The following is a 24,039-nucleotide window of genomic DNA, read 5'->3' as shown; positions in this document are numbered from 1 at the left end:
AGCTCAGATCGTCATCAATCACTGGCTCAGGCAGTACAATCACACCCGGCCGCATCAGGCACTCAACATGCGCCCGCCCGTTCCTGAAACCCTATTAGAGAAACCCCTGATCAGTGGCCCATACACAGGGGGCTAGACAGGCTGCTTTGTGCCATGCTCTCCAAGAAGTTCGGGACGCTCGTATTCGGTGTGAATCGTCCATTTCCTTTGTCGGGAATGGGTTGGCAAATCCGCAAGTGCAGCCCCGATAAATGCCTCGACGACCCCATTCTTGGTCGTCTCCGGCAGATTGCGAAGCGTACCGAATGCGCTCAACGCAAACACCTGCGAAGAACGTGGCGAACTCGCATGGGAGTGCCACTTAAAGCCCTCCGACAGTTCTCGCTCGGTCAATGCTTGCGGGTGCAAGGTGGGATTGCTCAGGATGAATGCTTTGGGTGGCACAGTAGAAAACCTCGCATCTTTCGCACACAGTATTCGTCAAATGACGGTCGGGCAATTTTCGAGCGATCTCCTCAGAGTCCCCCGATTGGAAAAAGAATTCGAAGTGAGAAAGACTTCACAAGTATCTGTCAGAAAATGATTAAACAAGTTTCCACACTCTTTAACTCTGCACTTTTCATGTCCCTAACTTGGGAGGTAATTATGGCCAAGAACAGCACACCAGGCACCTGGAGCTAGGTGGAAGATCATTGATCCGAAGGCGGACTGAACCGCCGAGCAGGTCAACACGACCCGGACGATTCTCTAGTTGAAGGTCAAGACCAGAAACTAACTGCTATTTTCGATGGCCATCTACAGCGACCTGCGAGGACGCGATCTTGTCCACCTGAAGATTCCTGATGTCGCCTGCGACAGGAACAGGGCGAACACATTCGCATCACGGTCTCGCTCCATCTAGGAGAGCATGTATCGTCGCGTAGCCCCCACAAGTCTCTCTGGCTAACTCAACAACATGTTCGTGATGCGTAAAATAGAGCGCCTGTCCCTGTTCCGAGATTTCTCTAAGGAGGCCCAGCGCCGCCGCAGTCCGCGTGTTGTCGAAGGTCTCCATGATGTCATCGGCTACGAAGGGAAGCGTTGTTCCACCAGAGGCATATTGGCGATAACCCGCAAGACGCAGCGCAAGGTAGAGTTGGAACCGCGTTCCCTTTGACATATCGCTCACCGTGATCGAGCGATTATCACCTCTTCTCAAGGCCAGAAGAATTTCCCGTTGACCGTCGGCCTGGGTTCTCAGGTCTTGATACCGTCCTCCTGTCAGTTTGCTGAAGGCCACTTCGGTGTCCGCCAGCATGTTACTGCGGTGTTCGTCACGATAGGCGGCAAGCGCCTGCTCAGCGGCGAGGATACCCAGTTTGAGCCTGAGCGCCGCCCTTGCACGGTCCTCAAGATCAAGAAGTAGGGTCTGGCGTTGTTCCTCTAACCGTGCGGCAGCGTCGTCGCCCCCAATCTTTTCGAGAGCGTCTCTGGCCGCACGGAGATCGCCGATTTTGTCTTCATGCTCCTCCTCAGCTGCTTGGAGATCGGTCGCAACAGCCGCCTCTTGTCCCTGGAGCTCGAGGAGGTCCTGATCTGCGAGGAGGTCTTCTGCCTCGGCAATGTTCGACACGCCCAGCCGCGTCACGACCCGCTCGCGGAGCTCCTCTGATTGCCGGCGCAACTGTTCCGCCTTTGCCGCCGAGGACATAGCTTCAATGAGATCATCGATAGATTGGATGTCGTGAGCGTCGCCGAATGTCCTGGCCAGCTCGTCAACACGTCCATCAATGACGCCCAGGTCGGCCTCAGCGGCGCGGACATCGCGCTCTGTATCTGCAATCTTGGTGTTCAGTGTCTCAAGATCGGCGTTTGACTTGTTGGCGCGTTCCAGGCGTCGTCGCAGTCGCTCCCCAAGGACGAGGGGCGCGGCATCGATGTCCTCGCCTGCTTGCCGCGCCAGCGCCTCGATCTCGGTTTTGAAGCGGCCGTGATCTTTCTCCATGGCTTCGATGCGGCGGCGAAGAGCGTCGCGCTCGGCGAGCTTCGAAGCCAATTTCCGGAGCGTTGGGAGCTTCCAGCGGAACTCGTTCAGGGATTGAAGGGAACTCGGGAGGTCCGTGACCTCCTTCGCCCAGGTTTCTGCCAGATTGGTGAGTTCGCCTCTGAGCCGCTTGACCTCTTCCGTTCGGTGCGCTGCTTCCGCCTCGGCCTCCTCAAGTCTTTTCCGGTCGGCCTCAGCCTTTGCTTTCTCATTGGCTGCTTCAGCCGCTGCAGCCCGAGCCGCCCTGGTCAGGTTTTTGAGGCTGATGTCGTCCTCAGAGATCGCCATAGCTTCGCGCAGCCGAACGATTGCCTCGTCGACAGAACGCGCCGCGTTTTCATGACGCTTCTTTTTATCGGCAAGCTCCGAAACCTTTTCCTGTGCAAGGGAGAGCCGTGACTGCCAGGCCGGTAGGTCTCGCGGATCATAGGTGTCTGAGAGACCTATCGCGACAAGCCGCTGGTGAAGCTGCTCTGTTTCCGACGCGAGGAGGCTTTCGAGCGATGCCTGCGCCTCTTTGCAGGACGTCAACGTTGCCTTCTTTGCCGCTGCATCTAACTGCAGCTCCCTCAGGCGCGCCAGTCGTTCGGCAAAGCCAAGCCGCGCCTCTTGCAGCGCATCGTCGCGCATGAGGGAGGCATGGAATCTCTCCGCGGTGTCGAGCGTTAGGCCCTCGAGATGGGCGGACCAAAGGGCGTCGCGCTCCTCACGGACCTCTTTCGCCTCATCATCCACCGCGGCAGCTTCATCTTTGGCGAACTCTGCGAGCCGTGCGGCAACCTCGTCATATTGCCGTTGCGCCTCCTTCGATTCTCTCGCAGCGGTCGCTCTCTGCTCGTGAAGGTCTTCCCAGTGCTCGGCGACGCGCGCGGCCTCTTCGGTGGTGAATGAAAGTCCGGCCACCTCTCCGGAGGCGCCAAACCAGGGGTGCAGCGCCTCGAGGGCCCTCTTGAGCAACGCCTCGGCAGCCTCGAGGTCTGCGCTCGCATTCTCATAGCGCGAAAGCCGATCTTCCGGCTCGAGCGCCTCGATAAGCGTGGCAAGGTCCGATGTTGGGGTCGAAGGGTCCTTTTCACTTTTCGCGGAGGCCGTCAGGCCCTCTAACCTCTCATTGGCTTTGACCTCTTCTTTCTCCGCCGTTGCGAGCTTTGACTTCGCGTCTGCATGGTCCGAGGCGATCGCTTCGAACTGGGCAAGGCGTGCCTCAGCGAGGAGCCCATCTTCCGGGGTATCGACGCCCAACTCCTGCGCGAACCCTGAAAGCTCTGCCCAGAGGGTCTCAAGTTCCGTCTCTCGCTTGGGAAGGTCCCCTTCCGCTGTCTGCGCACGGGATCGGGGGGCATCGAGAAGGACGGTCAACTCGTCGGCGATCTCAGCGACCTTGGGGTCCAGGATGAGAGCGTCGCGTGCCTTTTGTTCGCCTTCCAGCAGCAGGGTCGACTGCCGCAGCCGGGTCGCTGCCTCCACGCGCTTTGTCTTGAGGTCCTGCGTCTCATCCTGAACGCCGTCGGGCAAGCTTGGATATTTAGCATAGTCTTCCAAAGCCCCGTTGAGCTCTCGCAGGGACGTCAAAAGCGGCAGGCACTCGATCATGGCTTTCAGTCGGGCCTGACGTTCAAGAAGCGTATCGCGGGCCTCTTTCGCCTCTGTCAGCAGTTTGGCCGCGGCATCGCGGTCCTCTTTCAGATGACGAAAGGTGCTGGCCTGCACATCAATCTCGCGGATTTGGGTGTGAAGCTCCTGCAGATCGCGCTTGGCATCCGCGAGTTCGGTTTTGCGGGCGCGGTGCTTGTGAAACCGACCGACTTCAGCGCGCGCCGCCTCCAAGACAGAGCCAAGGTCTGAGAGCCCGGCAGCAGCGGAAAAAAGCAGCTCGCCAAGGTTGCCCTGGCTTGCAAGAATATCCTCGCCGCCGGCCTCGATCGTCTCATCGTCGAGCGAGAACATGGCGCGATACTGGTCGCGGTCGATGCCATCGAGGGCATGCAAGAGACGCGCAGGATTGGCGCTCTCCCCTGAGGGCGTGATCAGGTCGCCTTTGTTGCGCTTGATCCGGACCAGCTCGATCGGCTCGTCATCAATCTCGAGCACTGCTCCGACGCGCATGTACTCATAGTCGTGGAGGAAGTTGTACTTGCTACGCCCCGGAATGCCGAAGAGGAGATCGAGATAGCCCTCGAAGGCGGTGGTTTTGCCGGCCTCGTTGGGCCCGAAGATGATGTGAAGGTCGGGCTTGCCGGCTTCTCTTGGGCCGAAGTCCAAGGAGAAATCCGTGAAATGCCCGAAGCGTGTGAGATCGAGGCGTCGCAGTCTCATGACGTCTCTTCCCTGTCACCGGCCATCATCCGGGCAACGATCTCCTCGACCCCTTCTTTCAGGAGCGCGCTGATCTGGTCAGCCTGCTCTTCTTCTGTCTCGCCGAACGCGCTCCTCAGCTCTGGAGGAAGGTCTCCGACCAGGTCCTCGGCGTCGCGCGTCGCGCGTATCAGAAATGTCTCATCCTCCATCAGACGGGCCATCAGGGCGCCGAGTTCACTCCTTGGGTCTTCGCCTTTCACAGTCTGTGACGGCGGCGTGTGCCGATGCACAATCTTGTCGATCCAAACGGACCCCTTCGAACGGGCAAGGTTAGAGACTTGTTCCAGGAGAAGGTCATGGTCTCGGCGCAATCGCCAGGCCAGGGGCGTCTCGCCCGTGAGCTCCAGTCGCAGGACTGTATGATCGGACGGCGCCATCGCGTTCGAGGCAATCACGGCGTCGATTGCGTCCAACGCGTCCCGCCAGTCCTCGATTCCGTCGAGCGCAACGCTCTCTCGCGTGAACTCGACCTGGGAAGTGATGCGTTCCTCAAGCGTGACCGATCCATTCTCGATCGTGACAAGCGTTACCGATTTCGGGCCGGCTTCGCCGACATCGCGACCCTGCGGCATGCCGGGCATGACCACATAGGGCGCCTCCGAATGCACCTGCCGAATATGCACGTGCCCTAAGGCCCAATAGTCAAAGCCATGGGACTTGAGGTCATTCACGCTGCAGGGTGCATAGGTGTCATGCCCCGCAGCGCCGGCGAGGCTGGTGTGCAGAAGCCCGATATTGAAAAAGCCTGAGACCGGCGGCCTGTATTTCGGGAGAAGACTTTCCGGTGCCTGCGGCTTGGAGAAGCTGACACCGTGCACGGCAACGCCTTTCTCCGAGAGCTCGACGGTGCCGCCGTGTCCGGTGAAGACATGCACATTTCCAGAGAACTCCAACTCGCGTGTCAGCACGCTTTCCGCGTCGTGGTTGCCCCGGATCATGAAGACGGCGATCCCGGCCTCGTCCAAGCGCTCCATTTGGCTAACCAGGAAGGCGGCGGTTTTCATGCTGCGCATATCGCCATCGTAGAGATCACCGGCGACCAAGAGGGCGTCGACATCTTCTTCGAGGCAGAGATCGACAATGCGCTCGAGCGCGCGTCGCGTTGCGTTGCCGACAAGATCGGAAAGGTCCTCGTCTTTCAGCGCGAGGCTCTTCAGAGGTGCATCTAGGTGGAGGTCAGCCGTGTGAATAAATCGAAACATCAACAAGTAGCCTGCCGTATCGTGCCTCAGGCTGCAACGCAGATCGAACGCGCACCGCGCCGAATTTCAGCGAAGGAAGCATGAGCCGCTCATTGGGATATCGCGCCACATTCCTGAGGCGGGCCATCACGCCCGTCGGCCTGGTTGCGGCCCCATTCGATTGGAGGACGCGCAGACGTGTGATCCCTAGGGAAGTCTGTCCAGCGCCTCATTCATGGGTGATGAAATTGGTGCGCTTGCAGCTGATCGTTGGACAAAATCTGATTGGCGACGCAAGAATTAAATTGACTTTCAAAAAATAATTTGGTATCATAAATCTATTCGGACGAAATTGTGCCGAAAACAATCAATCCAAATTATGAAATGTGCCAACCTTATGCCCGCGCGGCGTGAAGGTTCTATGCCTATTTGTAGAGACAGTCAGGAGGGTGGAATGACGCTCATCGAAGATGTGGATCAAGTATTTGATATCTTTAAAAATTTGCAAAGGACATCGAACCCGCCAATAAAGAGCTACGACCGCTTTAAGAGGAGCCTGGCAGAGACGGTCGAGACTACGAATACCGTGCAAATGACGGAGAGGATGGCGGGCACCTGTCTTGTTGCCTTGGCGGCGCAAGGCGGGAAGCTTTCCCACGGGACGACTTTTTCGCGTGTCTTCGATTACAGGGGACATAAGAGGGTCATGGAGAATGGTGTTAGCCGGGACCTTCTCTCGGCGGGCCTGATCTCTATCCCGGAAAAGACCACGCCGTTCTACGAGCGCTTTTGTCTCGAGGAACAGGGTGTCGACGCCTTGCACCAGTTCTACGACGACGGGTTTCTCGGCAGTATTGGTTTGCTTTAGGGCGGCAAAAGGTTTTCGGCAGGGTTGGTCGTACCCGACAAGGCATTGTCAAAACGGCTCCTCAAGTCGGCGAGTGAGGCGACAACCCCGACCCCGCGTGGCGGTGGCTCCGTTGAAAAACCGCGCGACGTGGCGGCAACCGGTGGGTTCAGAACCCCACCGGTTGCCAAAGAATCGAAACTTGGGTGACGTCACATCAACGCGTACTCGCGTCGTTTCATGGCGAGCTCAAATTGGAAGGAGTTAGGAATGAACGCGAATGCAGAAATCAGCCACTGGTGGAAGTTGCTGCCTGCTCTTCCATGCTCTCGAGACACTCAGGAATATCATGCTCTGAGACGGGTCTGGGGCGATCACACCATCGCCGCGGCGCGGAGTTTCTATCGCTGGGGCACTGAAGACAATGTGACCCCCGCACTCTTCCAGTCTTGGTGCATTTTTGATGACCCAGATGTATTTCGCCCGCTGTTGGAGGCGGCCGGTTTGGAAGTCGCGGGCCTCGAGTCCGCAAGATGGGCCTATGCCTGCGAAGAAGAAGTTCTGCCAGGTCAGAATATCACGACCGCTGGAAAGTTCGTGATTCCTGACATCGTCCTGCACTTTCAAGATGAGGCCGGCGCAGGTGTTGTTGCCTTTGAGGTGAAGAAGCCGGGCAAGACCATCGAGAGAAGGGATGTTGAGAAGCTCGGTGCCTACGTCGATTTGCCGAGCATCGCCAAATTCGAAAGACGCGCGGGATGCTTCATTGTTAGTGAGCGCTGTCGGACACGAGCGTGTGCGCTCGCACAAGGCTACCCCGTAATCACATGGGAAGACCTCTTGCGAATGCAGCAGGACGCGTTGGATGCCAGTCTGCAGAACAGTGAGGAACGAAGTCTCGCCGGTGCCTGGCTGGAGCGTAATTTCAGTCGCTGTGGTGTTGGTTACAGCGTAGCGCCTGTCTCCAGCGGGAAAGAGCCGTCGATTTATGGGACGGCCGATGCCTATGCTTGCATCAGCGACATGCCGGTCTCGGAATCGCTCAAGCGCTTTCTAAAGGGTTCGGAGTGTGTTGAGGCAGCGTATCGCGGTGATCGCGCAGATCCGCCACTAGATTGGCTCCAAGATGAAATATCGGTCGAGACGCTGCGACTACGGAAGCTCCAGAGTACCCGGGATCGGCGCATCCGACGCTGGTCGCCGGACTGGAATTTGAGCTTGGAAACTCCGGCGCCTTAGAGCGACACGGCGCCGACAAAGGAAATTCATAAGTTGGAGGGAGATGAATATGGATATCCAGAAACTACTTGAAGACATTCCTTCGATGAGCGCTCCGGAGCGAAGAATGAAGCGCAGCATGGCAATCAAATGGTTTCGGCACGGGGGCAAGATGGCACTGGAGGCGAAGCAGGTGATCCAGGCCATCGATCATGCAGAAGGGGTTCATACTTCGGAGGCGTTGAAGAGAACGGGACCTCTGCTGTGGGAGGGAATCGGTTTCGGTGAAATTGCGAGAGGATTCGACGGTGAGAAATGGGTGGCAACGATCATTGCAGAGGCAATGCATGGCGCCGATGGTGGTGGAGTCTATCGCTTAGAAGTTCAAGGGGACGTGTATCCGAGTTTGATTCGGCACTTCGGGGATGCGAAAGAAATGGCAGGGAAAATGTTCGACAGACAGTCATGAAAGTCATGACCATCGGAGCCTGGCCCGACTGAGAACCAATTCAGCCTGTTGAGGCGAACTCACCAACTTCACTTCTCAGCGACACGAGTTATGAAAAAACAATGTCCTCCGAGAAACGCCTGAAGGCACTAGATGCCCTGCTCCTCTCATTGACGGATGAGGATGGGATGCTGCTTTCCGAATTCGACGGGTTCTGCGCTGGGTTGATTGTGTGTCCAGAGATAATTCCGCCAAGTGAATGGCTGCCAGAGGTCTGGGGATCAAATGGACCCATCGGGCTGGACTCCGATCATGCCCTGCAAAGCGCAATCGACCTGATTATGGGGCACTACAACGAGGTTACCCGGTCGCTCATTCCGCCAGAGTTTGAATACGGCCCAGTCCTTGAGCATGACAGCCGCACCGATGAGACCCTTTGGGAAACGTGGGTCTCCGGGTTTGAACACGCCATGAGCCTCAGACCCGATGCATGGGCACAAATCGTCGAAAGCGACGACGAAGAGGCCGGCGCGTCGGTCAGCATGATGCTTACGCTTCATGCGATCGTAGAGGGCGACAGTGATCTCCCCGAGAGTACAATCGCCGACTTGCAGGACATGGCACCGGACCTGATCACAGACATGGTGATAGCTCTTAATCGCTGGACGAAAGGCTCTAACCCGGGCGATTTGTCATCCTGGGGAGGCACGCAACTCGAATCTTCTGCGCCCGTCAGAAGCAGCAAAGTGGGTAGAAACGATCCTTGCCCCTGTGGGTCAGGACGGAAGTACAAGCGCTGTTGCGGGGCAAACTAAGCTGAAAGTCTCCAACGATCTCTGTATAGCCCCAAGACGATTTTGCAGTTGCGGCTGTGTCCGATGCCCTCTGGGACATCTACCTCTCGGTCCCAATCCACTTCCTGGCTTGTTCATATGCATGCGGCGCTTTTGGCGTCCTCGTGGAAGTGGCCGAGCAGGCGCCGGAGATCCACGGTCAAGGTCAAGCCAGTCGGATCCGGCAAAGCCGGTAATTGCCAACCCCGCGTTGCCTATACCGGACGCGCGGGCGCGCATCGCACTGGACAGGTCGTGATTTTAGGACTGCCCGGCACTCGGGGTCTCGGGGTCGGGGCCTCGGGGGGTCGGGGCCTCTCAGGGGAGGGGTCGCTTGGGTCCCTCTGGCCTCTGGGGGGCTGTCGGGGGGTGCGCGGAGCCCCGGTTCCCCACAGTTTTTGGGGTGTTATAATACCACATACCTATATCGACGCCCTTCAGTGGGATTTCACTAGATATTGTTCCCCCACCACTCAAAAACGCCGTGGGACGAGGTGTGACGGGGTTGGGACAGGGGGGCGTCCCAGCCTAAGCCCCTGAAAATTTTTCTAGAATCTCCTATTGGGACACTGGGACAGGTCTATAAGGGCATTGGCGCTGTCAAAACCGACAAGAAAAAATCGGGCCTCCCGGCATTCGAAAACCTGCGAAACCCGGCATCCGCGAGAAACTACGCCATAAGGGGGCCTCCACCCCTGTCCCAGCGTCCCACCCACTGCTTCACCCATATAAATAAGGTCAAAACGCCGTGACAGGAGGGCGTCCCACCCTGTCCCAGTAAAAATCCCCAACAGCACAAGACCCTCTCACGGGGGCTACTGTGTTTCTGGGTTGGTGTGGGTGAAGACCTACCCATTGTGCTATATCAAATCATCATTCTGGGCCGGCTCGGTCTCTGCCACAAAGAAGTATCCCTGTCGACGCTCTTCCTCCGAGGCTCCAGGGAAGATAATCCACCGCTTCTGTTGTCCTGCGATCCTGCACTTCTGCCGAGTCCAACCTTTGTCCACAAGAGCCGCCGACAACTTCTCCCACGCGATCTGCTGCGTCTGGTTCGAGAAGACCCCTTCCCGGAAGCCCAGCGACAATGCCGCCTGCCTCCGCGTGAAAGCGACCCGCTTCACCATCCGGTCGTAGTTCTCGTCCAACTCGTCCATAGCGACGCCCATGGAGGCGTAGAGCAATCCGAGGCGCACCGGAGCTTCCATCCGCTCAATGACGTCCTCCAACCACTCTTCCCACATCTCTTTCTGGCGGGCCTCCTGCTGAAGACCTCTGGCCCGCTCCAAGGCATCGCCGGACAACGTCAGAGGTAGATCACCGTTCGGGCATGCAGAGCGCATAGCGTCGTAGTCGGCCACGGCTTGACGCCAGAGATCGTTGCGCTCGCGTAGCACGGTCTCGAAATCGATACTTTGAGCCCCGCACTTGATGACCCAGTAGGAGCGGTTTCCCGTCGGGTCTCTCAGGTAGACGCTCTCGTTGGTTGTGCCCCACGTTACGAATTGGCGAGGCAAGACGGAGATGCTACGACCATAGGCCATGCGAACATCGTCGTGCTGCCTGCGCATAAACGCTTTGGCGTGGTTATAGTCGACCTTTGTCAAGGAGCCGAGTTCAGGCATCTCCAGACACCACTTACCCGCCGTCTGTTCGGCGACCTCCTGTCTGTTTGCAAGATCGACATCCAACTCTCCGAAGTAGTCTTCGCCGTAGATCAGCTTGATAAACGTCGATTTGCCGATGCCGGTAGCACCTTCCAGTATGGGGGCGTAATCGAACTTGCAGCCGGGCGTCGTAACCCGAGCAATGCTGGCGACCAGCGTCATTCGGAGAACCTGATCTGTGTAGACGCTCTTTTCAGCACCGAGATGACGATGCAGGAAGTCCTTGATTGGGTCTTTCGCTGGGGGCCCCATCTCGCGCCATTTCTGAATATCGTCCAAGATAGGGTGAAACGCGTTATTTCGGCCCGCCAACTCAATACCACCTCTTAGATCGCGATCCGTTACCTTCATTCCATAGCCGAGTGACTGGGGGCCTGGCGGCAACTCCAGAATGGCGCGTATCACGATGTCATTGACGTCCACCCATGGCTGGCCTTTGCGCTTGTCCTTACATGCTAGGTTCGGGATCTTCTTATTCTTGGTCTTGATGTCGGTCAGCAGGACGGTCTGGTTGGAGAAGGCGTTGAACGCAATCTTACGCCATAGCCGTGGGTCATTCGTTACGACGGCCGCCACGTTCGGGAGCGTGTTCTTGATCGTGCCCTTAATCGTCAGTTCTAGCTCAGAGGCGACCCACCCCTCGGGCGGTTCCTCGGCCCTCAGGCGGCGATACAGCTTGTCCTGGGGCTCTGGAGCCTCTGGGGCATATCCGACGTCCCCTTCTCTTATCACCCAACTGTCATCGTCGTCATCGACATCCTTCGCCATCATGGATTGCGAGAAGCGTTCCTCGGCAAGTTCTTTCAGGTATCCCGGGTGGTTCTGTGCGAACGCCAGCATTTTCTTCCAGCTCTCGCGCTGGCCCATGCGCTTGGTTTCGTCGTCGTTTTTGGCATCGAACAGGTGGTAGCGAACGAGGTCCCAGCTATTCAGAGTCATGTCAGCCGCAGGGTCGGAGCCATGGTGGCTATAGACCAGATCGCCGTCATTGTAGACCAGCACGCCGTTGGCTGAGTGGCCGCCGAGGTAAGAGAGGCGCTTCACCGACCCGTCAGCCCCGTATTCGCTGATTGCGTACTTGTCAGCGAGGATTGGTTCGACGTCGGCGTCATCATCCGGATGACCAGTGACCAACTCGACACAGTTGATGTAGCGGCACCACGCACCTACTGGGCCTTTCTTCAGGCGCGGGTCCTCAACCTTCTTTGCGGTCTCGCGCAGCACTTTCTCGCCTTTGAAGGTGGGGAGGGTCGCGATGTTCTTGGAATCGAGACCGGATGCTTTCTCCCAGTCGGCGATCATTGCCTCGACGTCGATAGGGTCTCCCGGTTGCTGGTAATACTGGTAGTGCTGCTCCATGTCCCGAGAGCAGGTGGGGCGGAACATCATCTGCGCGGGTCGGGCAGAGACCTTGTCCACCATAACCATCTTGGGGTCTATCTCTTGAGCGATGATCCGCACGGCCGCTTGATAGCGGTCAGGGTCAACTTCCGTTAGCGTCGGTATGACGATACGCCAGCGAGGCTTCTCTGGGGTGTGGGATCGCGTCGTGTGGGCGAAGAACGTCACCCCAGGGAGAATATCCCCCATCATCAACTGCCGCGAGAAGTCGGGCGAGGCGTTATCGATGTCGAGCGTGATGAGGTCGCCCGGCGTTACGCAGTCGCGGGTCCGTTTACCGGCTACCACATGGCAGCGAATCGTCCAACCGGCGCATCGCTTGAGGGACTGTTGCTTCTGGTCCGGAAAGCCTTGGTATTCGAGACACGTCTCGGGGGTCACCATGGGCTTGCGGAACGATTCCGCAAAGGCCCTGAATGTTGTGGTTTGGTTTTTTGCCTTCCCGAGATGGTATCCATCTCCTTCGGCATAACGGACCTTCTTCTCAGTCAAGTTAGTTTGTTCCGTCATCTCATTCTCATCAAGTCAAGCGGGTACGGTTGTGGTTATGTGAAACCACAGCACTTCGACCCTCGATTTTCGGATTGGATTGGCTAGTTCGTCTGTGTGAGTGCGTGTTCAGCACGACTTTCGACGAACGACTCGAGCCACGCTTCTGGCATGGCCGCGGCGCGCGCGGACACTTTTAGGAAAGGCGGAAAGGTGCCTTCTGCGATCATGGCATAGACCAGCGATTTGCTGAGCCCCATGCGATCGAACACCTCCTGCGGACGAAGAAGCCGACCAGACGGCGGGCAATCGATCCACGGCTTTTGGTTTGCTGGGTTGGTCTTCATAAGCCACCTCCGGTGCGAAAAGATCCAGGTAAGTCCAGAGAAGCCTAGGAATTTCCGATTACGGCCACTACGGACAAAAGTCTTTCGGTATCACCAGCCTCAAATCGGCAACGCGCCGCGCCTAGAAATGATTTTCTTTCAGAAAGTTACGGCACTTTATCCAAACACGGCGCGGTCGACCGGGAGGCGACGTCTCCGGAATTAACTCTTTGGACGCCGGGGATTCTTTGTCCTTTAGAGCGCGCTCGATTGCCTTGCGAAGGGAGTCCCCGGTCGGGATGTTGATGACCAGTCGACGCGACGGGGTCTCGCTTAGTGCCGCTTGAACCGATGGCCCAAGCGGGTCCGTGAGTTCAGGCACGATCTCACTGATTTCCTTGAGAGCGGCATGGACAAAACCACTTGTGCGCCTGTACGTCCCGTTCTTCGGATCATATGAGGCCGTTGGCTTTTCCCCGAAGCAGAGTTCGTAAAGGCCAAGAAGCCAGGGTAAAATGTGTGTGCTGAACTCTTTGGGACGGGACTTAGGTCTTTTCTTTTTCTGGACTTCGAGTGCCTCGATCTTTCGCCGGTGCCGTGTCCGCGTCGATGCGTTCGCGTCGTCGTTCTCGCGGTCTCCTTTCTGATCTCCCGTGCGCTCCGCAGTACGGAACTCTGCATCCAAAGAGTCCAACTTTTGCCGAAGTCTGTCTTGTTCGGCCTCGGCATCAAACCAACTCTTTGAGATGGCGACATATTGGGCGACAAAATTCAGTGCGCGGTAGACGCTCTGGCAATGCTCCTCCTCATCGACGCCCCGAGGAAATCCCAAGCCAGCGGCTTCGATAATCCTTTGCGTGGCCTCCATGGAGATCGGTTGGAGACCGCTTGCAGGTTGTATTTCATTCTCACTCATCCGGTCGCGCCAAACCCCGATAGGCATCGAGTTGATCCGCCCACCACTGTGCGAGTTCAATGCGTTCCTCCCAATGTTCACCACGGGCATAGGCGCGTCTCACGTCGTTGCCTTCGACATGCCCCAGGGCCCGCTCGATCGCGTCCTGTTGCCACCTGCCCGCTTCGTTGGCGAGCGTGGAGAACGATGCACGGAACCCATGTGCCGTCATGGCATCACGATCATAGCCCATGCGCCGCAGCGCCTGATTGAGGGTGTTCTCCGAGATGGCCTTGGTCCAGTCGCGCGTTGAGGGAAAAAGAAGGCTGCTATTCCCGCGATAGCGGCTCAACTCCTCGAGCCAGACCAGTGCCTGTCGGGCAAGGGGTGCACGATGCGGGCGACGCATCTTCGTCCGCTCGGCCGGCACGCGCCAGACCTTTTCCTCAAGATCAAACTCGTCCCATTTTGCCAGCCGCAACTCGCCCGGTCGCGGTGCAAGAAGCGCCAGGAGTTGGAGCGCGATGCCGGTGGTTGGCTCGCCGGAATATCCGTCAATCGCCAAGAGAAGGCTCCCGAGCGCGCCCTTGCTGAGAATTGCCGAGCGGTGCTGCTTTCGAGGACGAATGAGCGCGCCTTTGAGCGCGAGTGTCGGATCCTGGGTCGCACGACCCGTCGCGATCGCATAACGAATGATGGCGCCAATGGTGGACCTGAGACGTGTCGCTGTTTCGAACTTGCCTTCGGCCTCAACTGCCCGCAGGGCCGCGAGCACGTCTTGGGCTTCGATTTCTTTGACATCAAACCGACCGAGTTGCGGTTCCGCCAAGGAGATCAACCACTCGAGCTTGCGGAGGGTCTGAACTGCCCGGCCTTCGCGCCGGAGCTTCTCGACATACTCTTCAGCAATGTCCGCAAATGAGATGCCTTGTTCCAGGAACTCTTGCCGACGACGCTTCTGGCGTTCGGCTGAGGGATCATATCCATCGACGAGAAGAAGTCGGGCGTCATCCCGCTTTTCTCGGGCATGTTTCAGACCCACAAGCGGGTAGCTTCCAAGCGCGAGGAGCTTTTCGCGGCCATTGTACCGGTACTTGAATCGCCAGAGCCGTGACCCGCCGGGGTTCACAAGAAGATAAAGGCCGTGCGAGTCGCTGACCTTGAAGGGTTTTTCCCGGGGGGAAAGATTGCGGATTGCAGTGTCAGTCAGGGGCATCAAAGAGAATCGGAATCGAATTGATCATACCCCGAAGAATACCCCACTTTTTGTCGGCTGCCACTGGTTTTGGGTGGACTCCCCTGGACTCGGAATCCAGCCATTACAATGACTTGGACGTCTCTGGACGTTGCTGGATTTTGAAGTGGTGCCCGGGGGCGGAATCGAACCACCGACACGAGGATTTTCAATCCACTGCTCTACCCCTGAGCTACCCGGGCACGGGGACCGGGCTCGGCCGGTCAGGTCGCCGTGTTCTAATGTCGGGATGATGGGCTGTCCAGAGGCCAAACCGAAAAAATCAGTGCGGTTTGCGGGTTTTCGGCGAGACCGGTTCATCCTCCTCTTCGGACACCAGAGACGTCTCGTCCGGTATGGCGTAGCTTCCGCGCAGCCAACGCGCCAGATCGACATCGGCACACCGCTTCGAACAGAATGGCCGGTAGCGCGGATCGGAAGCTTTTGCGCAGATCGGACAACTCATGACACGATCTCATTCAGCGGGAGCCGCTCGCGCTTGCGGAGGAGCTCGAGATGCCCAAGGGGAGTCCAGCCGACAAGACTGGTTTCGATCGGATCGGAACGAAACGCCCGGGTCAGGGCCTGCTCGACCTGCCGGCGGTCCTTCTTGCCCATGGGAGCCAGGTCAAGAACCACCTGCCCTCCGAGACCGCGAAGCCGAAGGGCGCGCGGAAGCGCCTGAACCGCCGCGATATTGGCCTTCAATCCGGCGGCCGGAGACGTGTCCCCACCGGTATTGACGTCCACAGCAACCAATGCGCGGGTAGCCTCCACGAACATGGAACCGGAGCCGGACAGGGGTTCGCGCGGGTCACTGAGTGCCTCTATGGCGATATCGACACCATGGCGCGCGAAACTGCCTGCCTCGGTATCGCTCATGTCCGGAGTTGGCCACTCCCGCCAGGCCAACTCGTTGGCGCCTGCACCATCCAGCAGCTTTTCGATTGGCCCGTTCACCGGCTCTGACATGACATTCCTTGCCAAATCGAGGGTTTGGGTGATGTCATCCAGAACAGCCTCGTCATCTGCCCCCACCGCAGCGGAACGCACGACCAACCCCATGCCATCGGCCAAATCAATGCCCGCCAGCAGTTCGCGCAATTCGACGCGGCGTTCTTCATCCTTGATGCTGCGGGCGATGTTCGCGCCCTCCGCACCGGGGGTAACGATGACGAAACGGCTTTTGAACAAGAGCTTAAGGCCAGCCGGCGTAGCTTTTCCCGCTTCGGGATAGGTGGAGGTCTGAACCAGCAGGTTCTCGCCCTGCGGCAACCCTTTGGCCTGCCTCAGGAACAAGGGGCCGTCCGGCGTTTCAAGAATCGCACCGCCCTGCCCCTTCAGCGGGCGTCCGACCTTTGCGCGATAAATCGTACCGGGTGCAATCCTGTCATCCGGCGGATCGATCATAAGATCGTCCAACCGCCCATCCACCATTCGGGCAGCAGCGGCGCGGCCGCGCCATGTATCGAATGCGACAAGCGTTCCCTTCATCAGCCCTTGCCCCAAATCGGGAGTCCCACCGACCGCAAAAGCGTAGCGGTTTCATACGCAGGAAGCCCCATGATCGCGGAATAAGATCCTGAAATCCAAGGGATGATTGCACCAGCTGGGCCCTGTATTGCGTACGCTCCTGCCTTGCCCTTCCAGTCTTCCGTATCAAGGTAGCCCTGCATCTCTGCGTCGGACAGGCGCTTCATCTTGACGATGCTTTCCACACAACGCTCACGAAACCCGCTGTCCGAGGCAACCGCAACAGCAGTTAGTACGCGGTGACGCCGTCCCTGAAGCCTTGTGAGAAACTCCTCGGCTTCGGAACGGCCAGCGGGCTTTCCGAATATTCGTCGCCCAATGGCGACCGTCGTATCCGCGGTGAGCACAATTTCGCCTCGGACGCGAGGAACGGCCATCGCTTTGTCCCTGGTGACCCGGATGCAATAGGCACGAGGCAATTCACCGGGAAGAGGCGTTTCATCAACCTCTGGCGGTCGCACATCATTCGGCGTGACGCCGAGCTGCGCAAGAATTTCAAGACGCCTCGGACTCGCCGAGCCGAGAACAAGACGAGGGATTTCGCCTGTCACTTGAAGCGGTAGTTGATCCGACCTTTCGTCAGGTCGTACGGCGTCATTTCCACCTGAACCCGGTCGCCAGCCAGAACCCGGATGCGGTTCTTACGCATCTTGCCTGCCGTGTGCGCGATGATCTCATGGCCGTTCTCAAGCTCGACCCTGAATGTCGCGTTCGGCAGGAGTTCCTTCACGACACCAGGAAATTCGAGCAATTCTTCCTTGGCCATGGTCTCTCCTTGTCACTCTCGCCCTTCGTTGGACGCGCGTCTATTTGGGCCTTATCCGTCTCCGAATCAAGGGAGAATCGAATCGAGTGCACATAAGCCGCGTGTGTTTGACAGGCGCCCCGAGTGTTGTGGGTTCTGTTTTGACGAGAGTTGGCTTTGGCAGAAACAGGTTCCCCACGACAAGCATTTCAATATTCGGAAAGCCACCAAGGGCTGATTCGACTGGGTATGGTCGACCGTCGAAAGCTGCCAGATCGAGGAATCCAGACGTCATGGAGGCAAAGCATCTTCGAACCTGGGAGTTTCAACACTCTCTGGATTTCGCCAACGAATGTTCCATGATCAGTGATCTCACTGCGTGTCACGATTTTGCGCACCCATCTCGGCAGTCCGCGCAATTTCCAGATATTTCAATATGCTCACAGCCTGCGAATCCAAAACTGAAGCTCGTGTGGGACTTCTTCGTCTGTCCCGATTTCCTTCCAGTCGAAATTCGCGATGGCTCCCGGGATCGGCGAATATCCTCTCCGGCTCCAGAAATCGTCGAGCGACCGGTAATCGGGGGTGCGGGCAGGATGATCTTCCGGCCGGACAACGCCGCAGAAAGCAGAGAACTCCAACCCAAGATCGCGCGCATGCGCCTCGCGGATATCGAAGAACCGATGGCCAACGCCTTGACCGCGGTATGGCTTCAGCAAGACGCTCTCGGCGCAATAAAAAATCCGATCAACATCGTACCCGGCATCTACGAGTGGTGCAGCGAAAGCGGGATCATGACGCGCCAGTGGGGTGCCGGTCGACGCTCCCACCAATCGCGCTCCGTCGAACGCCCCTACCAGAATGGCACCGGGTGCGTCTCGATACGCCGCCAGATAGCGCCGTTCGTAAGCCTCGTCGCCATCATACAGATAGGGGTAGTCACGAAACACACTGATCCGAAGTGCCGCGACATCGCCCAGTGCTGCCTCCAGTGCCGCACCGGTAAGGATCTGGACGTCCAGACTCATCCGACCTGTCTCAGCCAATCGGCAAGATTGTAATAGGTCGTCACCCGCGTGATCCTTTCGTCTTCAAGACTGAAGAATGAACCAGCGGGAAGGCGATAACATTGCCCTCGGGCCTCCGGCAAACCCTCGTCAGTCTCAAGGTACGTACCCTCGACGATATATTCCGCCGAGGCCCTGGTTCCACTTTCGGCCTCGAAGATCACGATTTCCGTCAGTTTCTCCCGATAACACCGGTTCATGTGCTCGCAAAACTCGCGGAACGCTTTCTTCCCTATCCGAACATTACCTTCATTGACATGATGTTCGACGTGATCGCCAAGGCAATCGAGCATTTCCTTTACATTACCAGCATTGAAGGCATCGAAGTATCTATGCACGGTCTCTGTCATTCCTGCACCTCTGTCGGGGGCCCAAACCTTTCCAGCATGCGTTGCCGGATCTGGTCGCGGCTTTGTCGGTAGCTGGCGAGCTTCTGTTCCCGGGTCTCTCCCAGCCCGGTCGGATCGAGGATCGGCCAGTACTCGACGTCAAGATGAAAGAACCGCGTCAGATCGAGAGCTTTTCTCTGTGCGGCGGGCGAAAGGGCGATGACCAGGTCGAACCCCGACAGGTCATCTCCCCATTCCTGCATTTCGTCGAAGCTGCGTGACCGATGTCGCGACAGTTCAATCCCAAGCTCCTGACATACCGCGATCGAAAACCCGTCGATCTCCATGTCGCCCTTGACGCCGGCAGACTGCACGTACGTTTCGGTGCCATAGAACTTCTTCATCATCCCCTCGGCCATGGGCGAGCGGACAGCGTTGTGATCGCAGCAGAAGAGAACCGACTGAGGCAGGTCCGCCAATCGCTCAGCCCCCGAAATGCAGGACGCAGATCAGCGTGAACAACCGCCGCGCGGTGTCGATATCCAGTTCGGCCTTGCCTTCCAGACGTTCCTGCACAACGCGTGCGCCCTCGTTGTGAATACCACGCCTTGCCATGTCGATCGCCTCGATTTGGCTGGGCGGCAATTTCTTCACGGCGTCGAAATAGCTTTCACAAATCTGGAAGTAGTCCTTCACCACCTGCCGGAACGGGCCCAAAGACAAGTGAAACTCTGCCGCTTGCTGTTCATCTTCGGTCTGGATATCGAAAACCAGACGGCGGTCCCGGATCGCAAGCATGAGACGGTATGGCCCGTCGGGTACTTCGCGGCCATCTCGTGCTGGAAGGTTGAAGCTATTGTCCTCCAATAGGTCGAAAATGGCGACCTTCCGCTCTTGTTCGATTTCGGGCGTCGGTGGCGGAAGGGCGCTGTCGTCGATCTCGATATGTGCAATTTTGCTCATTCGTCGCCCTCCTCGTTCAGCATGTCCAGTCGAGCCCTGACACTGAGGCCATGCGCCTCAAGACTTTCGCTACCGGCCAAGGTTTCCGCCGCGGGCCCGATACGCGCCAGTGCGCCGGGTGTCATCTTGGCGAGGGTCGTACGCTTCATGAAATCCAGGACCGAAAGCCCAGAAGAGAAACGCGCGGACCGAGCCGTCGGCAACACGTGGTTTGGGCCGCCCACGTAGTCGCCAATCGCCTCCGGTGTCCACGCACCGAGGAAAATCGCGCCCGCGTGCCGGATGTTCTCTGACAGCGCTTCGGGATTGGCGACGCAAAGCTCAAGATGCTCGGGCGCGATGTCGTCGGCAAGCGCCGCCGCTTCGCCCAGGTTCCGTACGGTTATGATTGCGCCATTGGTCTCCCAACTCTTTCCCGCGATCCCAGAACGCTCCAAGACTTTCAGATAGTTGTCGACCGATGCTGCCACGTCTCGCCCGAAGCGCTCAGACGTGGTGATCAGGATCGATTGAGCGCTTTCGTCATGTTCTGCCTGGCTGAGAAGATCGATGGCAATCCAGTCGGGATCGTTGTCTGCATCCGCAATCACGAGAATTTCGGAGGGGCCCGCGATCATGTCGATTCCGACCTTGCCGAAAACCCGCCGCTTGGCCGCAGCGACCCATGCGTTTCCCGGTCCGGTGATCTTGTCGACGGGGCGAATGGACTTGGTTCCGTAGGCCAGCGCGGCGATAGCCTGCGCGCCACCAAGTCGATAGACCGTGTCGATCCCGGAGAGGCGCGCGGCCAGAAGCACGAGTGGATTGACCTTACCATCCGGGGTCGGGGCCGTTATCACCAGACGCTCTACCCCCGCCACCTTGGCCGGTATGGCGTTCATCAAGACCGACGACGGATAACTCGCCAGACCACCAGGCACATAAAGCCCGGCCGCAGAAACTGCGGTCCAGCGCCACCCCAGAGTAGCACCCGCCTCATCGGTCCAGGATTCGTCCTGCGGCAACTGGCGCTCGTGATACGCCGCGATGCGGTCCGCCGCCAACTCCAGCGCTGCGCGCTCTGCCTCGGGAACCTCGGCTATGGCAGCGTCAATTTCGTCCTCTGAGAAAGCAAAGGTTTCCGGAGTGAGATCCAGACGATCAAACTTGGACGTCAGTTCGATCAGCGCCTCATCGCCGCGTGCGCGTACGTCGGCAATGATCCCGGCAACCGCCGCATCCACATCCGGCGCATCTTCGCGCTTCATGGACAAAAGCGCCTGAAACCGATCTTCGAAGTCTGGGTCGCGAGTATTCAGAAACTGAGGCATGGACGTCTTCCTTTGCGCCCGACATAGCCTTGGCGGGCCCTTGCCTCAAGCCGGATCGGCCAATCTTGCAAGCACGCAAGGATCAGGTGGCCGCTGAAACCTAAACAAAGGTTCTGGAACGGCACCGGTTCCGCACAAAGAAAACCGGAATTTGGAAAGAAGGAACGGCACATCTCGCGCCGTAGTGAGCATCCTCAGGGCCACAGCTTTCGAATGATCACTCTGGATGTCCAGGAGCCCTTCGTGATGGTGCAACATAGGGCCGTGTCACATCCCGAAGCGTCACTTCAAGCGCTTCAACGTCGACGGCCACGGCTCCATCACCCGCAAGTGTCAGTTCAAGCCGCCCCGATGCGTCTTCACCGGGAGAGAAGGTCAGTGTCAGCAAGGACAGAACCAAATCCTTGTCCGACCTATCCAAACCTTGCGTCTGCACCGTCAGCACATCTTCGAATGCAAGAACCGATTGCACGCGCTCAAAAGCCCTACCTCTCCGCTCGGCCGAGGATTTGTCTTCCCAGCGAAAGCGATTGATAAGAAGAGCAAATCTCCGCCGCTTCCTGTCCCAATGCATCTCGGTGACCGGGAAAACCGCATCCTGTATCAGCGCGGCGATCACCGGCAGATCTTCGGGCTCAAGCGCCTTCAATCGCAACGGGCGTTCACCTCCGTCTTCGAAGCGCGCATCCTCGGTCATGAACCCGCCACCCTTTCGATCCGGGCCCCTACTGCCCCCAATTTCTCTTCGACATGCTCATAGCCACGATCAAGGTGATAAACCCGGTTCACGAGGGTTTCGCCCCGTGCGGCGAGGCCGGCAAGAATAAGCGACACCGATGCGCGCAGGTCGGTCGCCATGACCGGCGCTCCTTTTAGCTGCTCCACACCTGCTACGGTCGCTGTACCGCCGTGCACCTCGATATTCGCACCCATCCGCATCAATTCTGGTGCATGCATAAAACGGTTTTCGAAAATCGTTTCTTCCAAATGGCTAGTGCCGCTTGCCGTGCAAAGCAGCGCCATCATCTGTGCCTGAAGGTCGGTTGGAAAACCGGGGAATGGCGCTGTCTTGACGTCCACGGCGTTGATCCGTCCGTTCTTCCGCGCAACCTTCAGTCCCCGGTCTGTTTCGGTAATGGAAATCCCTGCTTCATCCAGTTTTTCGCAGAAGGACACCAGAAGGTCGATCCGTCCGCCAATGCATTCGACCTCGCCGCCACAGATTGCCGGAGCCAGCATGTAGGTTCCCAACTCGATCCGGTCGGTCACGACTGGATGAGTTGCACCGCCCAATCGATCGACACCCTGTATCGTAATCGTCGACGTACCTGCCCCTTCAATCTGCGCACCCATCTTGCTCAGGCAAGCCGCGAGATCCACGATCTCGGGTTCACGGGCGGCGTTCTCGATCACCGTCGTGCCCTTGGCCAAGGTGGCGGCCATCAAGGTGTTTTCCGTGGCGCCTACGCTGGCGAAGCGAAGTGGTACTCTCGCACCCTTGAGGCCGCCGTGGGCCTTGGCATGCAGATAGCCGTCCTTCAACTCGATTTCGGCACCAAGCGCCTCGAGTGCATGGATGTGGATATCCATCGGCCGTGCGCCGATCGCACAACCGCCCGGCAGCGAGACCACCGCATGTCCCTCACGCGCAAGAAGTGGCCCAAGGACGAGGTTCGACGCACGCATCTTGCGAACGATGTCGTATTCGGCTCGCGTCTTGACGGGACCGAGAGAGGACATGGCAATAACCCGCCCGCTCTGCAGGCTCTGAACCTCGGCGCCAAGCGACTGAAGAAGCATCGTCATCGTCTTGATATCGCTCAACCTTGGCGCATTCATCAACGTCAGAGGTTCTTCAGTCAAAAGGGTCGCCGGCATCAGCGTCAGGCAGGCGTTCTTGGCACCGGCGATAGGAATTTCGCCGTGCAGTTCAGCGCCGCCCTTCACGAGAATCGAGTCCATGTTCAGCCTGCCTTGTTGTTTGTCATCTCGCCGTTACGCGCGCGCGCCTGAGCCTTGCGCCGCTGAAGATTTGCCTTCAGCGCGGCTTTCAGACGTGCTTCGCGCTCCGAGACGGTCTTGCCGCCTTTCGGGGACGTGTTTTTCTTGCTCATGGCCCTCCCTACCGCAGTGGTGGAAAAGCGTCCAGATTGCGCTTGCACGAGACGCGGAAAACCACTATCCCGCGCGGGCGTTGTTGCACCGGCGCTGCCGTAGCTCAGGGGTAGAGCACTCCCTTGGTAAGGGAGAGGTCGAGAGTTCAAATCTCTCCGGCAGCACCATTCCTCCAATCATCATAGTCAAAACAGCGGCTTAGGGCCGAACTCGCAGATCGCATGCGACTGGAATCGTGTGCCCGGCGTTTCTGAAGGTTTGCGAAAAAAGCCGGGTCGGCAAAGCGTATGGCAAACGTCGGCAAAGTGTATGGCACCGGGTCGGGCCAGCGACTTTCGGGACGGAAAGGTCACGTTTGGTTCACCGACGTTGCCAGAACGTGAAGGCCGATTCATTGCGCCAGTTCGATCTTCCAGAACTCGACCAATCCCTCCGCGAAGAGAAGCGGCGCGCTGTAGCCGTCTTCAGCAGCCGTCTCTCTCAAGGGATAGGCCGCATATTTGACTGGACTGCTGCCGACAAAGACATGCCCCCGCCCTGCGGCTGCTTCGAACAACGAGGAGGCCCGACGATCGGCAAGATACTCCAAGGAATCTCCCAGACCGGTCAACCCCAGTGCCGGCAATTCCATGCAATAAGCACAGGCCCCATCGGCGGTGTCGATGATCCTGATGTCGGCGATCCCCTCTGCCTCGGCCACAGCCTTCAGTCGCGCCCTAAGGGCGGCGCTGTTCTGGCAGAGTTCCTTGAACACGACCGTATAGCTGGTCGGCCGCTCGTATTTGACCTGAAGATTGGCGTTTCGCGCCGCAGCAAAGGTCGCGATTGCCAGAAAGGGCAGCACCATGAGCGCCGCGCGAGGCGACGTGAGTCTGCTGAGATGGGGTGCGGCCAAAAGGATGAGGATGAGGTTCAGCGCGGTCAGCATATCGGTGAAATACCAGCCACCAATTGCGTGGGCCGGCACCAGAACCAACATGAACGCACCATTCAGCAGAACGTACCCACCCAGAACTTCCAGAACGCCAGTAGATTGCCGCGACCTGCCGAGGTCGAA

General features: G+C 58.2%; 25 protein-coding genes and 2 tRNA genes. 6 read left to right on the top strand and 21 right to left on the bottom strand.

What is annotated here, in order from left to right:
- Positions 1 to 7 precede the first annotated feature (7 nt).
- Positions 8 to 136 carry an integrase core domain-containing protein gene (locus ACKLNI_RS21350; protein ID WP_413716991.1) on the top strand — a complete coding sequence of 43 codons (129 nt, stop codon included), beginning with the start codon at positions 8 to 10 and terminating at the stop codon, positions 134 to 136.
- Here the strand turns inward: ACKLNI_RS21350 and ACKLNI_RS21345 are convergent.
- The 3 genes from ACKLNI_RS21345 to ACKLNI_RS21335 all read right to left on the bottom strand — a co-directional run bounded on the left by ACKLNI_RS21345 (position 133) and on the right by ACKLNI_RS21335 (position 5,583).
- The gene (locus tag ACKLNI_RS21345; protein WP_413721128.1) at positions 133 to 315 is read right to left on the bottom strand and encodes a hypothetical protein; all 183 of its coding nucleotides are present in this window, start codon (positions 313 to 315) and stop codon (positions 133 to 135) included. The two genes, ACKLNI_RS21350 and ACKLNI_RS21345, sit on opposite strands and share 4 nt — an antisense overlap.
- Before the next feature lie 565 nt (positions 316 to 880).
- Entirely contained in the window at positions 881 to 4,339 is a 3,459-nt protein-coding gene (locus ACKLNI_RS21340) for an AAA family ATPase (protein ID WP_413721127.1), read from the bottom strand.
- Complete coding sequence (locus tag ACKLNI_RS21335; RefSeq protein WP_413721126.1) at positions 4,336 to 5,583, bottom strand: metallophosphoesterase family protein; 1,248 nt, start codon at positions 5,581 to 5,583, stop codon at positions 4,336 to 4,338. The genes ACKLNI_RS21340 and ACKLNI_RS21335 overlap by 4 nt, the downstream gene beginning before the upstream one ends.
- 433 nt (positions 5,584 to 6,016) lie before the next feature.
- On the opposite strand from ACKLNI_RS21335, the gene ACKLNI_RS21330 reads away from it, so the two are divergent.
- The 4 genes from ACKLNI_RS21330 (at position 6,017) to ACKLNI_RS21315 (ending at position 8,890) form a co-directional block, all read left to right on the top strand.
- Complete coding sequence (locus tag ACKLNI_RS21330) at positions 6,017 to 6,430, top strand: hypothetical protein (RefSeq protein ID WP_413721125.1); 414 nt, start codon at positions 6,017 to 6,019, stop codon at positions 6,428 to 6,430.
- Positions 6,431 to 6,679: 249 nt separating this feature from the next.
- A complete protein-coding gene (locus ACKLNI_RS21325; protein WP_413721124.1) occupies positions 6,680 to 7,648 on the top strand; it encodes a hypothetical protein in 969 nt (322 codons plus the stop codon).
- Between the two features lie 49 nt (positions 7,649 to 7,697).
- The gene (locus tag ACKLNI_RS21320; RefSeq protein ID WP_413721123.1) at positions 7,698 to 8,096 is read left to right on the top strand and encodes a hypothetical protein; all 399 of its coding nucleotides are present in this window, start codon (positions 7,698 to 7,700) and stop codon (positions 8,094 to 8,096) included.
- Between the two features lie 101 nt (positions 8,097 to 8,197).
- The gene (locus ACKLNI_RS21315) at positions 8,198 to 8,890 is read left to right on the top strand and encodes a UPF0149 family protein (RefSeq protein ID WP_413721122.1); all 693 of its coding nucleotides are present in this window, start codon (positions 8,198 to 8,200) and stop codon (positions 8,888 to 8,890) included.
- Positions 8,891 to 9,768: 878 nt separating this feature from the next.
- Here the strand turns inward: ACKLNI_RS21315 and ACKLNI_RS21310 are convergent.
- From ACKLNI_RS21310 to ACKLNI_RS21230, 17 genes are all read right to left on the bottom strand, one after another.
- Complete coding sequence (locus tag ACKLNI_RS21310; RefSeq protein WP_413721121.1) at positions 9,769 to 12,486, bottom strand: virulence-associated E family protein; 2,718 nt, start codon at positions 12,484 to 12,486, stop codon at positions 9,769 to 9,771.
- An 83-nt stretch (positions 12,487 to 12,569) separates the two neighbouring features.
- On the bottom strand, positions 12,570 to 12,812 hold the full coding sequence (locus ACKLNI_RS21305) for a helix-turn-helix transcriptional regulator (RefSeq protein WP_413721120.1): 243 nt from the start codon (positions 12,810 to 12,812) through the stop codon (positions 12,570 to 12,572).
- 121 nt (positions 12,813 to 12,933) lie between these two features.
- Positions 12,934 to 13,707 carry a serine/threonine-protein kinase gene (locus ACKLNI_RS21300; protein WP_413721119.1) on the bottom strand — a complete coding sequence of 258 codons (774 nt, stop codon included), beginning with the start codon at positions 13,705 to 13,707 and terminating at the stop codon, positions 12,934 to 12,936.
- Positions 13,700 to 14,902, bottom strand: a complete 1,203-nt coding sequence (locus tag ACKLNI_RS21295) for a tyrosine-type recombinase/integrase (protein ID WP_413721118.1) — start codon at positions 14,900 to 14,902, stop codon at positions 13,700 to 13,702. Before ACKLNI_RS21295 ends, ACKLNI_RS21300 begins: the two co-directional genes overlap by 8 nt.
- 146 nt (positions 14,903 to 15,048) lie before the next feature.
- Positions 15,049 to 15,123, bottom strand: a tRNA-Phe gene (locus ACKLNI_RS21290).
- A gap of 80 nt (positions 15,124 to 15,203) precedes the next feature.
- Positions 15,204 to 15,386 (bottom strand): DNA gyrase inhibitor YacG, encoded by a 183-nt coding sequence (locus tag ACKLNI_RS21285; protein WP_413721117.1) that lies wholly within the window; start codon positions 15,384 to 15,386, stop codon positions 15,204 to 15,206.
- The gene (locus tag ACKLNI_RS21280; protein WP_413721116.1) at positions 15,383 to 16,414 is read right to left on the bottom strand and encodes a ribonuclease E/G; all 1,032 of its coding nucleotides are present in this window, start codon (positions 16,412 to 16,414) and stop codon (positions 15,383 to 15,385) included. The genes ACKLNI_RS21285 and ACKLNI_RS21280 overlap by 4 nt, the downstream gene beginning before the upstream one ends.
- The gene (locus tag ACKLNI_RS21275) at positions 16,414 to 17,004 is read right to left on the bottom strand and encodes a Maf family protein (protein WP_413721115.1); all 591 of its coding nucleotides are present in this window, start codon (positions 17,002 to 17,004) and stop codon (positions 16,414 to 16,416) included. The genes ACKLNI_RS21280 and ACKLNI_RS21275 overlap by 1 nt, the downstream gene beginning before the upstream one ends.
- Positions 17,001 to 17,219, bottom strand: a complete 219-nt coding sequence (gene infA, locus ACKLNI_RS21270; protein ID WP_021097168.1) for a translation initiation factor IF-1 — start codon at positions 17,217 to 17,219, stop codon at positions 17,001 to 17,003. Before infA ends, ACKLNI_RS21275 begins: the two co-directional genes overlap by 4 nt.
- 419 nt (positions 17,220 to 17,638) lie before the next feature.
- Positions 17,639 to 18,226 (bottom strand): GNAT family N-acetyltransferase, encoded by a 588-nt coding sequence (locus ACKLNI_RS21265; RefSeq protein WP_413721114.1) that lies wholly within the window; start codon positions 18,224 to 18,226, stop codon positions 17,639 to 17,641.
- Positions 18,223 to 18,615 carry a ketosteroid isomerase-related protein gene (locus ACKLNI_RS21260; protein WP_413721113.1) on the bottom strand — a complete coding sequence of 131 codons (393 nt, stop codon included), beginning with the start codon at positions 18,613 to 18,615 and terminating at the stop codon, positions 18,223 to 18,225. The genes ACKLNI_RS21265 and ACKLNI_RS21260 overlap by 4 nt, the downstream gene beginning before the upstream one ends.
- Complete coding sequence (locus ACKLNI_RS21255; protein ID WP_413721112.1) at positions 18,612 to 19,073, bottom strand: arsenate-mycothiol transferase ArsC; 462 nt, start codon at positions 19,071 to 19,073, stop codon at positions 18,612 to 18,614. Before ACKLNI_RS21255 ends, ACKLNI_RS21260 begins: the two co-directional genes overlap by 4 nt.
- Positions 19,074 to 19,077: 4 nt before the next feature.
- A complete protein-coding gene (locus ACKLNI_RS21250) occupies positions 19,078 to 19,557 on the bottom strand; it encodes a UPF0262 family protein (RefSeq protein ID WP_413721111.1) in 480 nt (159 codons plus the stop codon).
- A complete protein-coding gene (gene hisD / locus ACKLNI_RS21245; RefSeq protein WP_413721110.1) occupies positions 19,554 to 20,867 on the bottom strand; it encodes a histidinol dehydrogenase in 1,314 nt (437 codons plus the stop codon). The genes ACKLNI_RS21250 and hisD overlap by 4 nt, the downstream gene beginning before the upstream one ends.
- Before the next feature lie 217 nt (positions 20,868 to 21,084).
- On the bottom strand, positions 21,085 to 21,564 hold the full coding sequence (locus tag ACKLNI_RS21240) for a DUF2948 family protein (protein ID WP_413721109.1): 480 nt from the start codon (positions 21,562 to 21,564) through the stop codon (positions 21,085 to 21,087).
- A complete protein-coding gene (gene murA / locus ACKLNI_RS21235; protein WP_413721108.1) occupies positions 21,561 to 22,829 on the bottom strand; it encodes a UDP-N-acetylglucosamine 1-carboxyvinyltransferase in 1,269 nt (422 codons plus the stop codon). The genes ACKLNI_RS21240 and murA overlap by 4 nt, the downstream gene beginning before the upstream one ends.
- A 2-nt stretch (positions 22,830 to 22,831) precedes the next feature.
- Entirely contained in the window at positions 22,832 to 22,981 is a 150-nt protein-coding gene (locus ACKLNI_RS21230; protein ID WP_413721107.1) for a hypothetical protein, read from the bottom strand.
- A 93-nt stretch (positions 22,982 to 23,074) separates the two neighbouring features.
- Between ACKLNI_RS21230 and ACKLNI_RS21225 the strand changes: the two genes are divergently transcribed.
- A tRNA-Thr gene (locus ACKLNI_RS21225) sits at positions 23,075 to 23,149 on the top strand.
- Between the two features lie 224 nt (positions 23,150 to 23,373).
- Here ACKLNI_RS21225 and ACKLNI_RS21220 read toward each other — a convergent pair.
- Positions 23,374 to 23,961 (bottom strand): hypothetical protein, encoded by a 588-nt coding sequence (locus ACKLNI_RS21220; protein WP_413721106.1) that lies wholly within the window; start codon positions 23,959 to 23,961, stop codon positions 23,374 to 23,376.
- Positions 23,962 to 24,039: the final 78 nt, after the last annotated feature.

Source organism: Silicimonas lutimaris, from assembly GCF_047314965.1.
Taxonomy (GTDB): Bacteria; Pseudomonadota; Alphaproteobacteria; order Rhodobacterales; family Rhodobacteraceae; genus JAVJUV01.
Note: the sequence above shows the minus strand (reverse complement) of the source record. Positions and strands in the feature narration are given on the sequence as shown.

Coding starts and splice junctions, on each gene's coding strand:
- ACKLNI_RS21315 (WP_413721122.1), top strand. CDS start 8,198: ATGTCCTCCGAGAAACGCCTGAAGGCACTAGATGCCCTGCTCCTCTCA.
- ACKLNI_RS21240 (WP_413721109.1), bottom strand. CDS start 21,564: ATGACCGAGGATGCGCGCTTCGAAGACGGAGGTGAACGCCCGTTGCGA.
- ACKLNI_RS21340 (WP_413721127.1), bottom strand. CDS start 4,339: ATGAGACTGCGACGCCTCGATCTCACACGCTTCGGGCATTTCACGGAT.
- murA (WP_413721108.1), bottom strand. CDS start 22,829: ATGGACTCGATTCTCGTGAAGGGCGGCGCTGAACTGCACGGCGAAATT.
- ACKLNI_RS21305 (WP_413721120.1), bottom strand. CDS start 12,812: ATGAAGACCAACCCAGCAAACCAAAAGCCGTGGATCGATTGCCCGCCG.
- infA (WP_021097168.1), bottom strand. CDS start 17,219: ATGGCCAAGGAAGAATTGCTCGAATTTCCTGGTGTCGTGAAGGAACTC.
- ACKLNI_RS21310 (WP_413721121.1), bottom strand. CDS start 12,486: ATGACGGAACAAACTAACTTGACTGAGAAGAAGGTCCGTTATGCCGAA.
- ACKLNI_RS21295 (WP_413721118.1), bottom strand. CDS start 14,902: ATGCCCCTGACTGACACTGCAATCCGCAATCTTTCCCCCCGGGAAAAA.
- ACKLNI_RS21260 (WP_413721113.1), bottom strand. CDS start 18,615: ATGACAGAGACCGTGCATAGATACTTCGATGCCTTCAATGCTGGTAAT.
- ACKLNI_RS21300 (WP_413721119.1), bottom strand. CDS start 13,707: ATGAGTGAGAATGAAATACAACCTGCAAGCGGTCTCCAACCGATCTCC.
- ACKLNI_RS21265 (WP_413721114.1), bottom strand. CDS start 18,226: ATGAGTCTGGACGTCCAGATCCTTACCGGTGCGGCACTGGAGGCAGCA.
- ACKLNI_RS21285 (WP_413721117.1), bottom strand. CDS start 15,386: ATGAGTTGTCCGATCTGCGCAAAAGCTTCCGATCCGCGCTACCGGCCA.
- ACKLNI_RS21250 (WP_413721111.1), bottom strand. CDS start 19,557: ATGAGCAAAATTGCACATATCGAGATCGACGACAGCGCCCTTCCGCCA.
- ACKLNI_RS21320 (WP_413721123.1), top strand. CDS start 7,698: ATGGATATCCAGAAACTACTTGAAGACATTCCTTCGATGAGCGCTCCG.
- ACKLNI_RS21280 (WP_413721116.1), bottom strand. CDS start 16,414: ATGAAGGGAACGCTTGTCGCATTCGATACATGGCGCGGCCGCGCCGCT.
- ACKLNI_RS21230 (WP_413721107.1), bottom strand. CDS start 22,981: ATGAGCAAGAAAAACACGTCCCCGAAAGGCGGCAAGACCGTCTCGGAG.
- ACKLNI_RS21330 (WP_413721125.1), top strand. CDS start 6,017: ATGACGCTCATCGAAGATGTGGATCAAGTATTTGATATCTTTAAAAAT.
- ACKLNI_RS21220 (WP_413721106.1), bottom strand. CDS start 23,961: ATGTTGGTTCTGGTGCCGGCCCACGCAATTGGTGGCTGGTATTTCACC.
- ACKLNI_RS21325 (WP_413721124.1), top strand. CDS start 6,680: ATGAACGCGAATGCAGAAATCAGCCACTGGTGGAAGTTGCTGCCTGCT.
- hisD (WP_413721110.1), bottom strand. CDS start 20,867: ATGCCTCAGTTTCTGAATACTCGCGACCCAGACTTCGAAGATCGGTTT.
- ACKLNI_RS21335 (WP_413721126.1), bottom strand. CDS start 5,583: ATGTTTCGATTTATTCACACGGCTGACCTCCACCTAGATGCACCTCTG.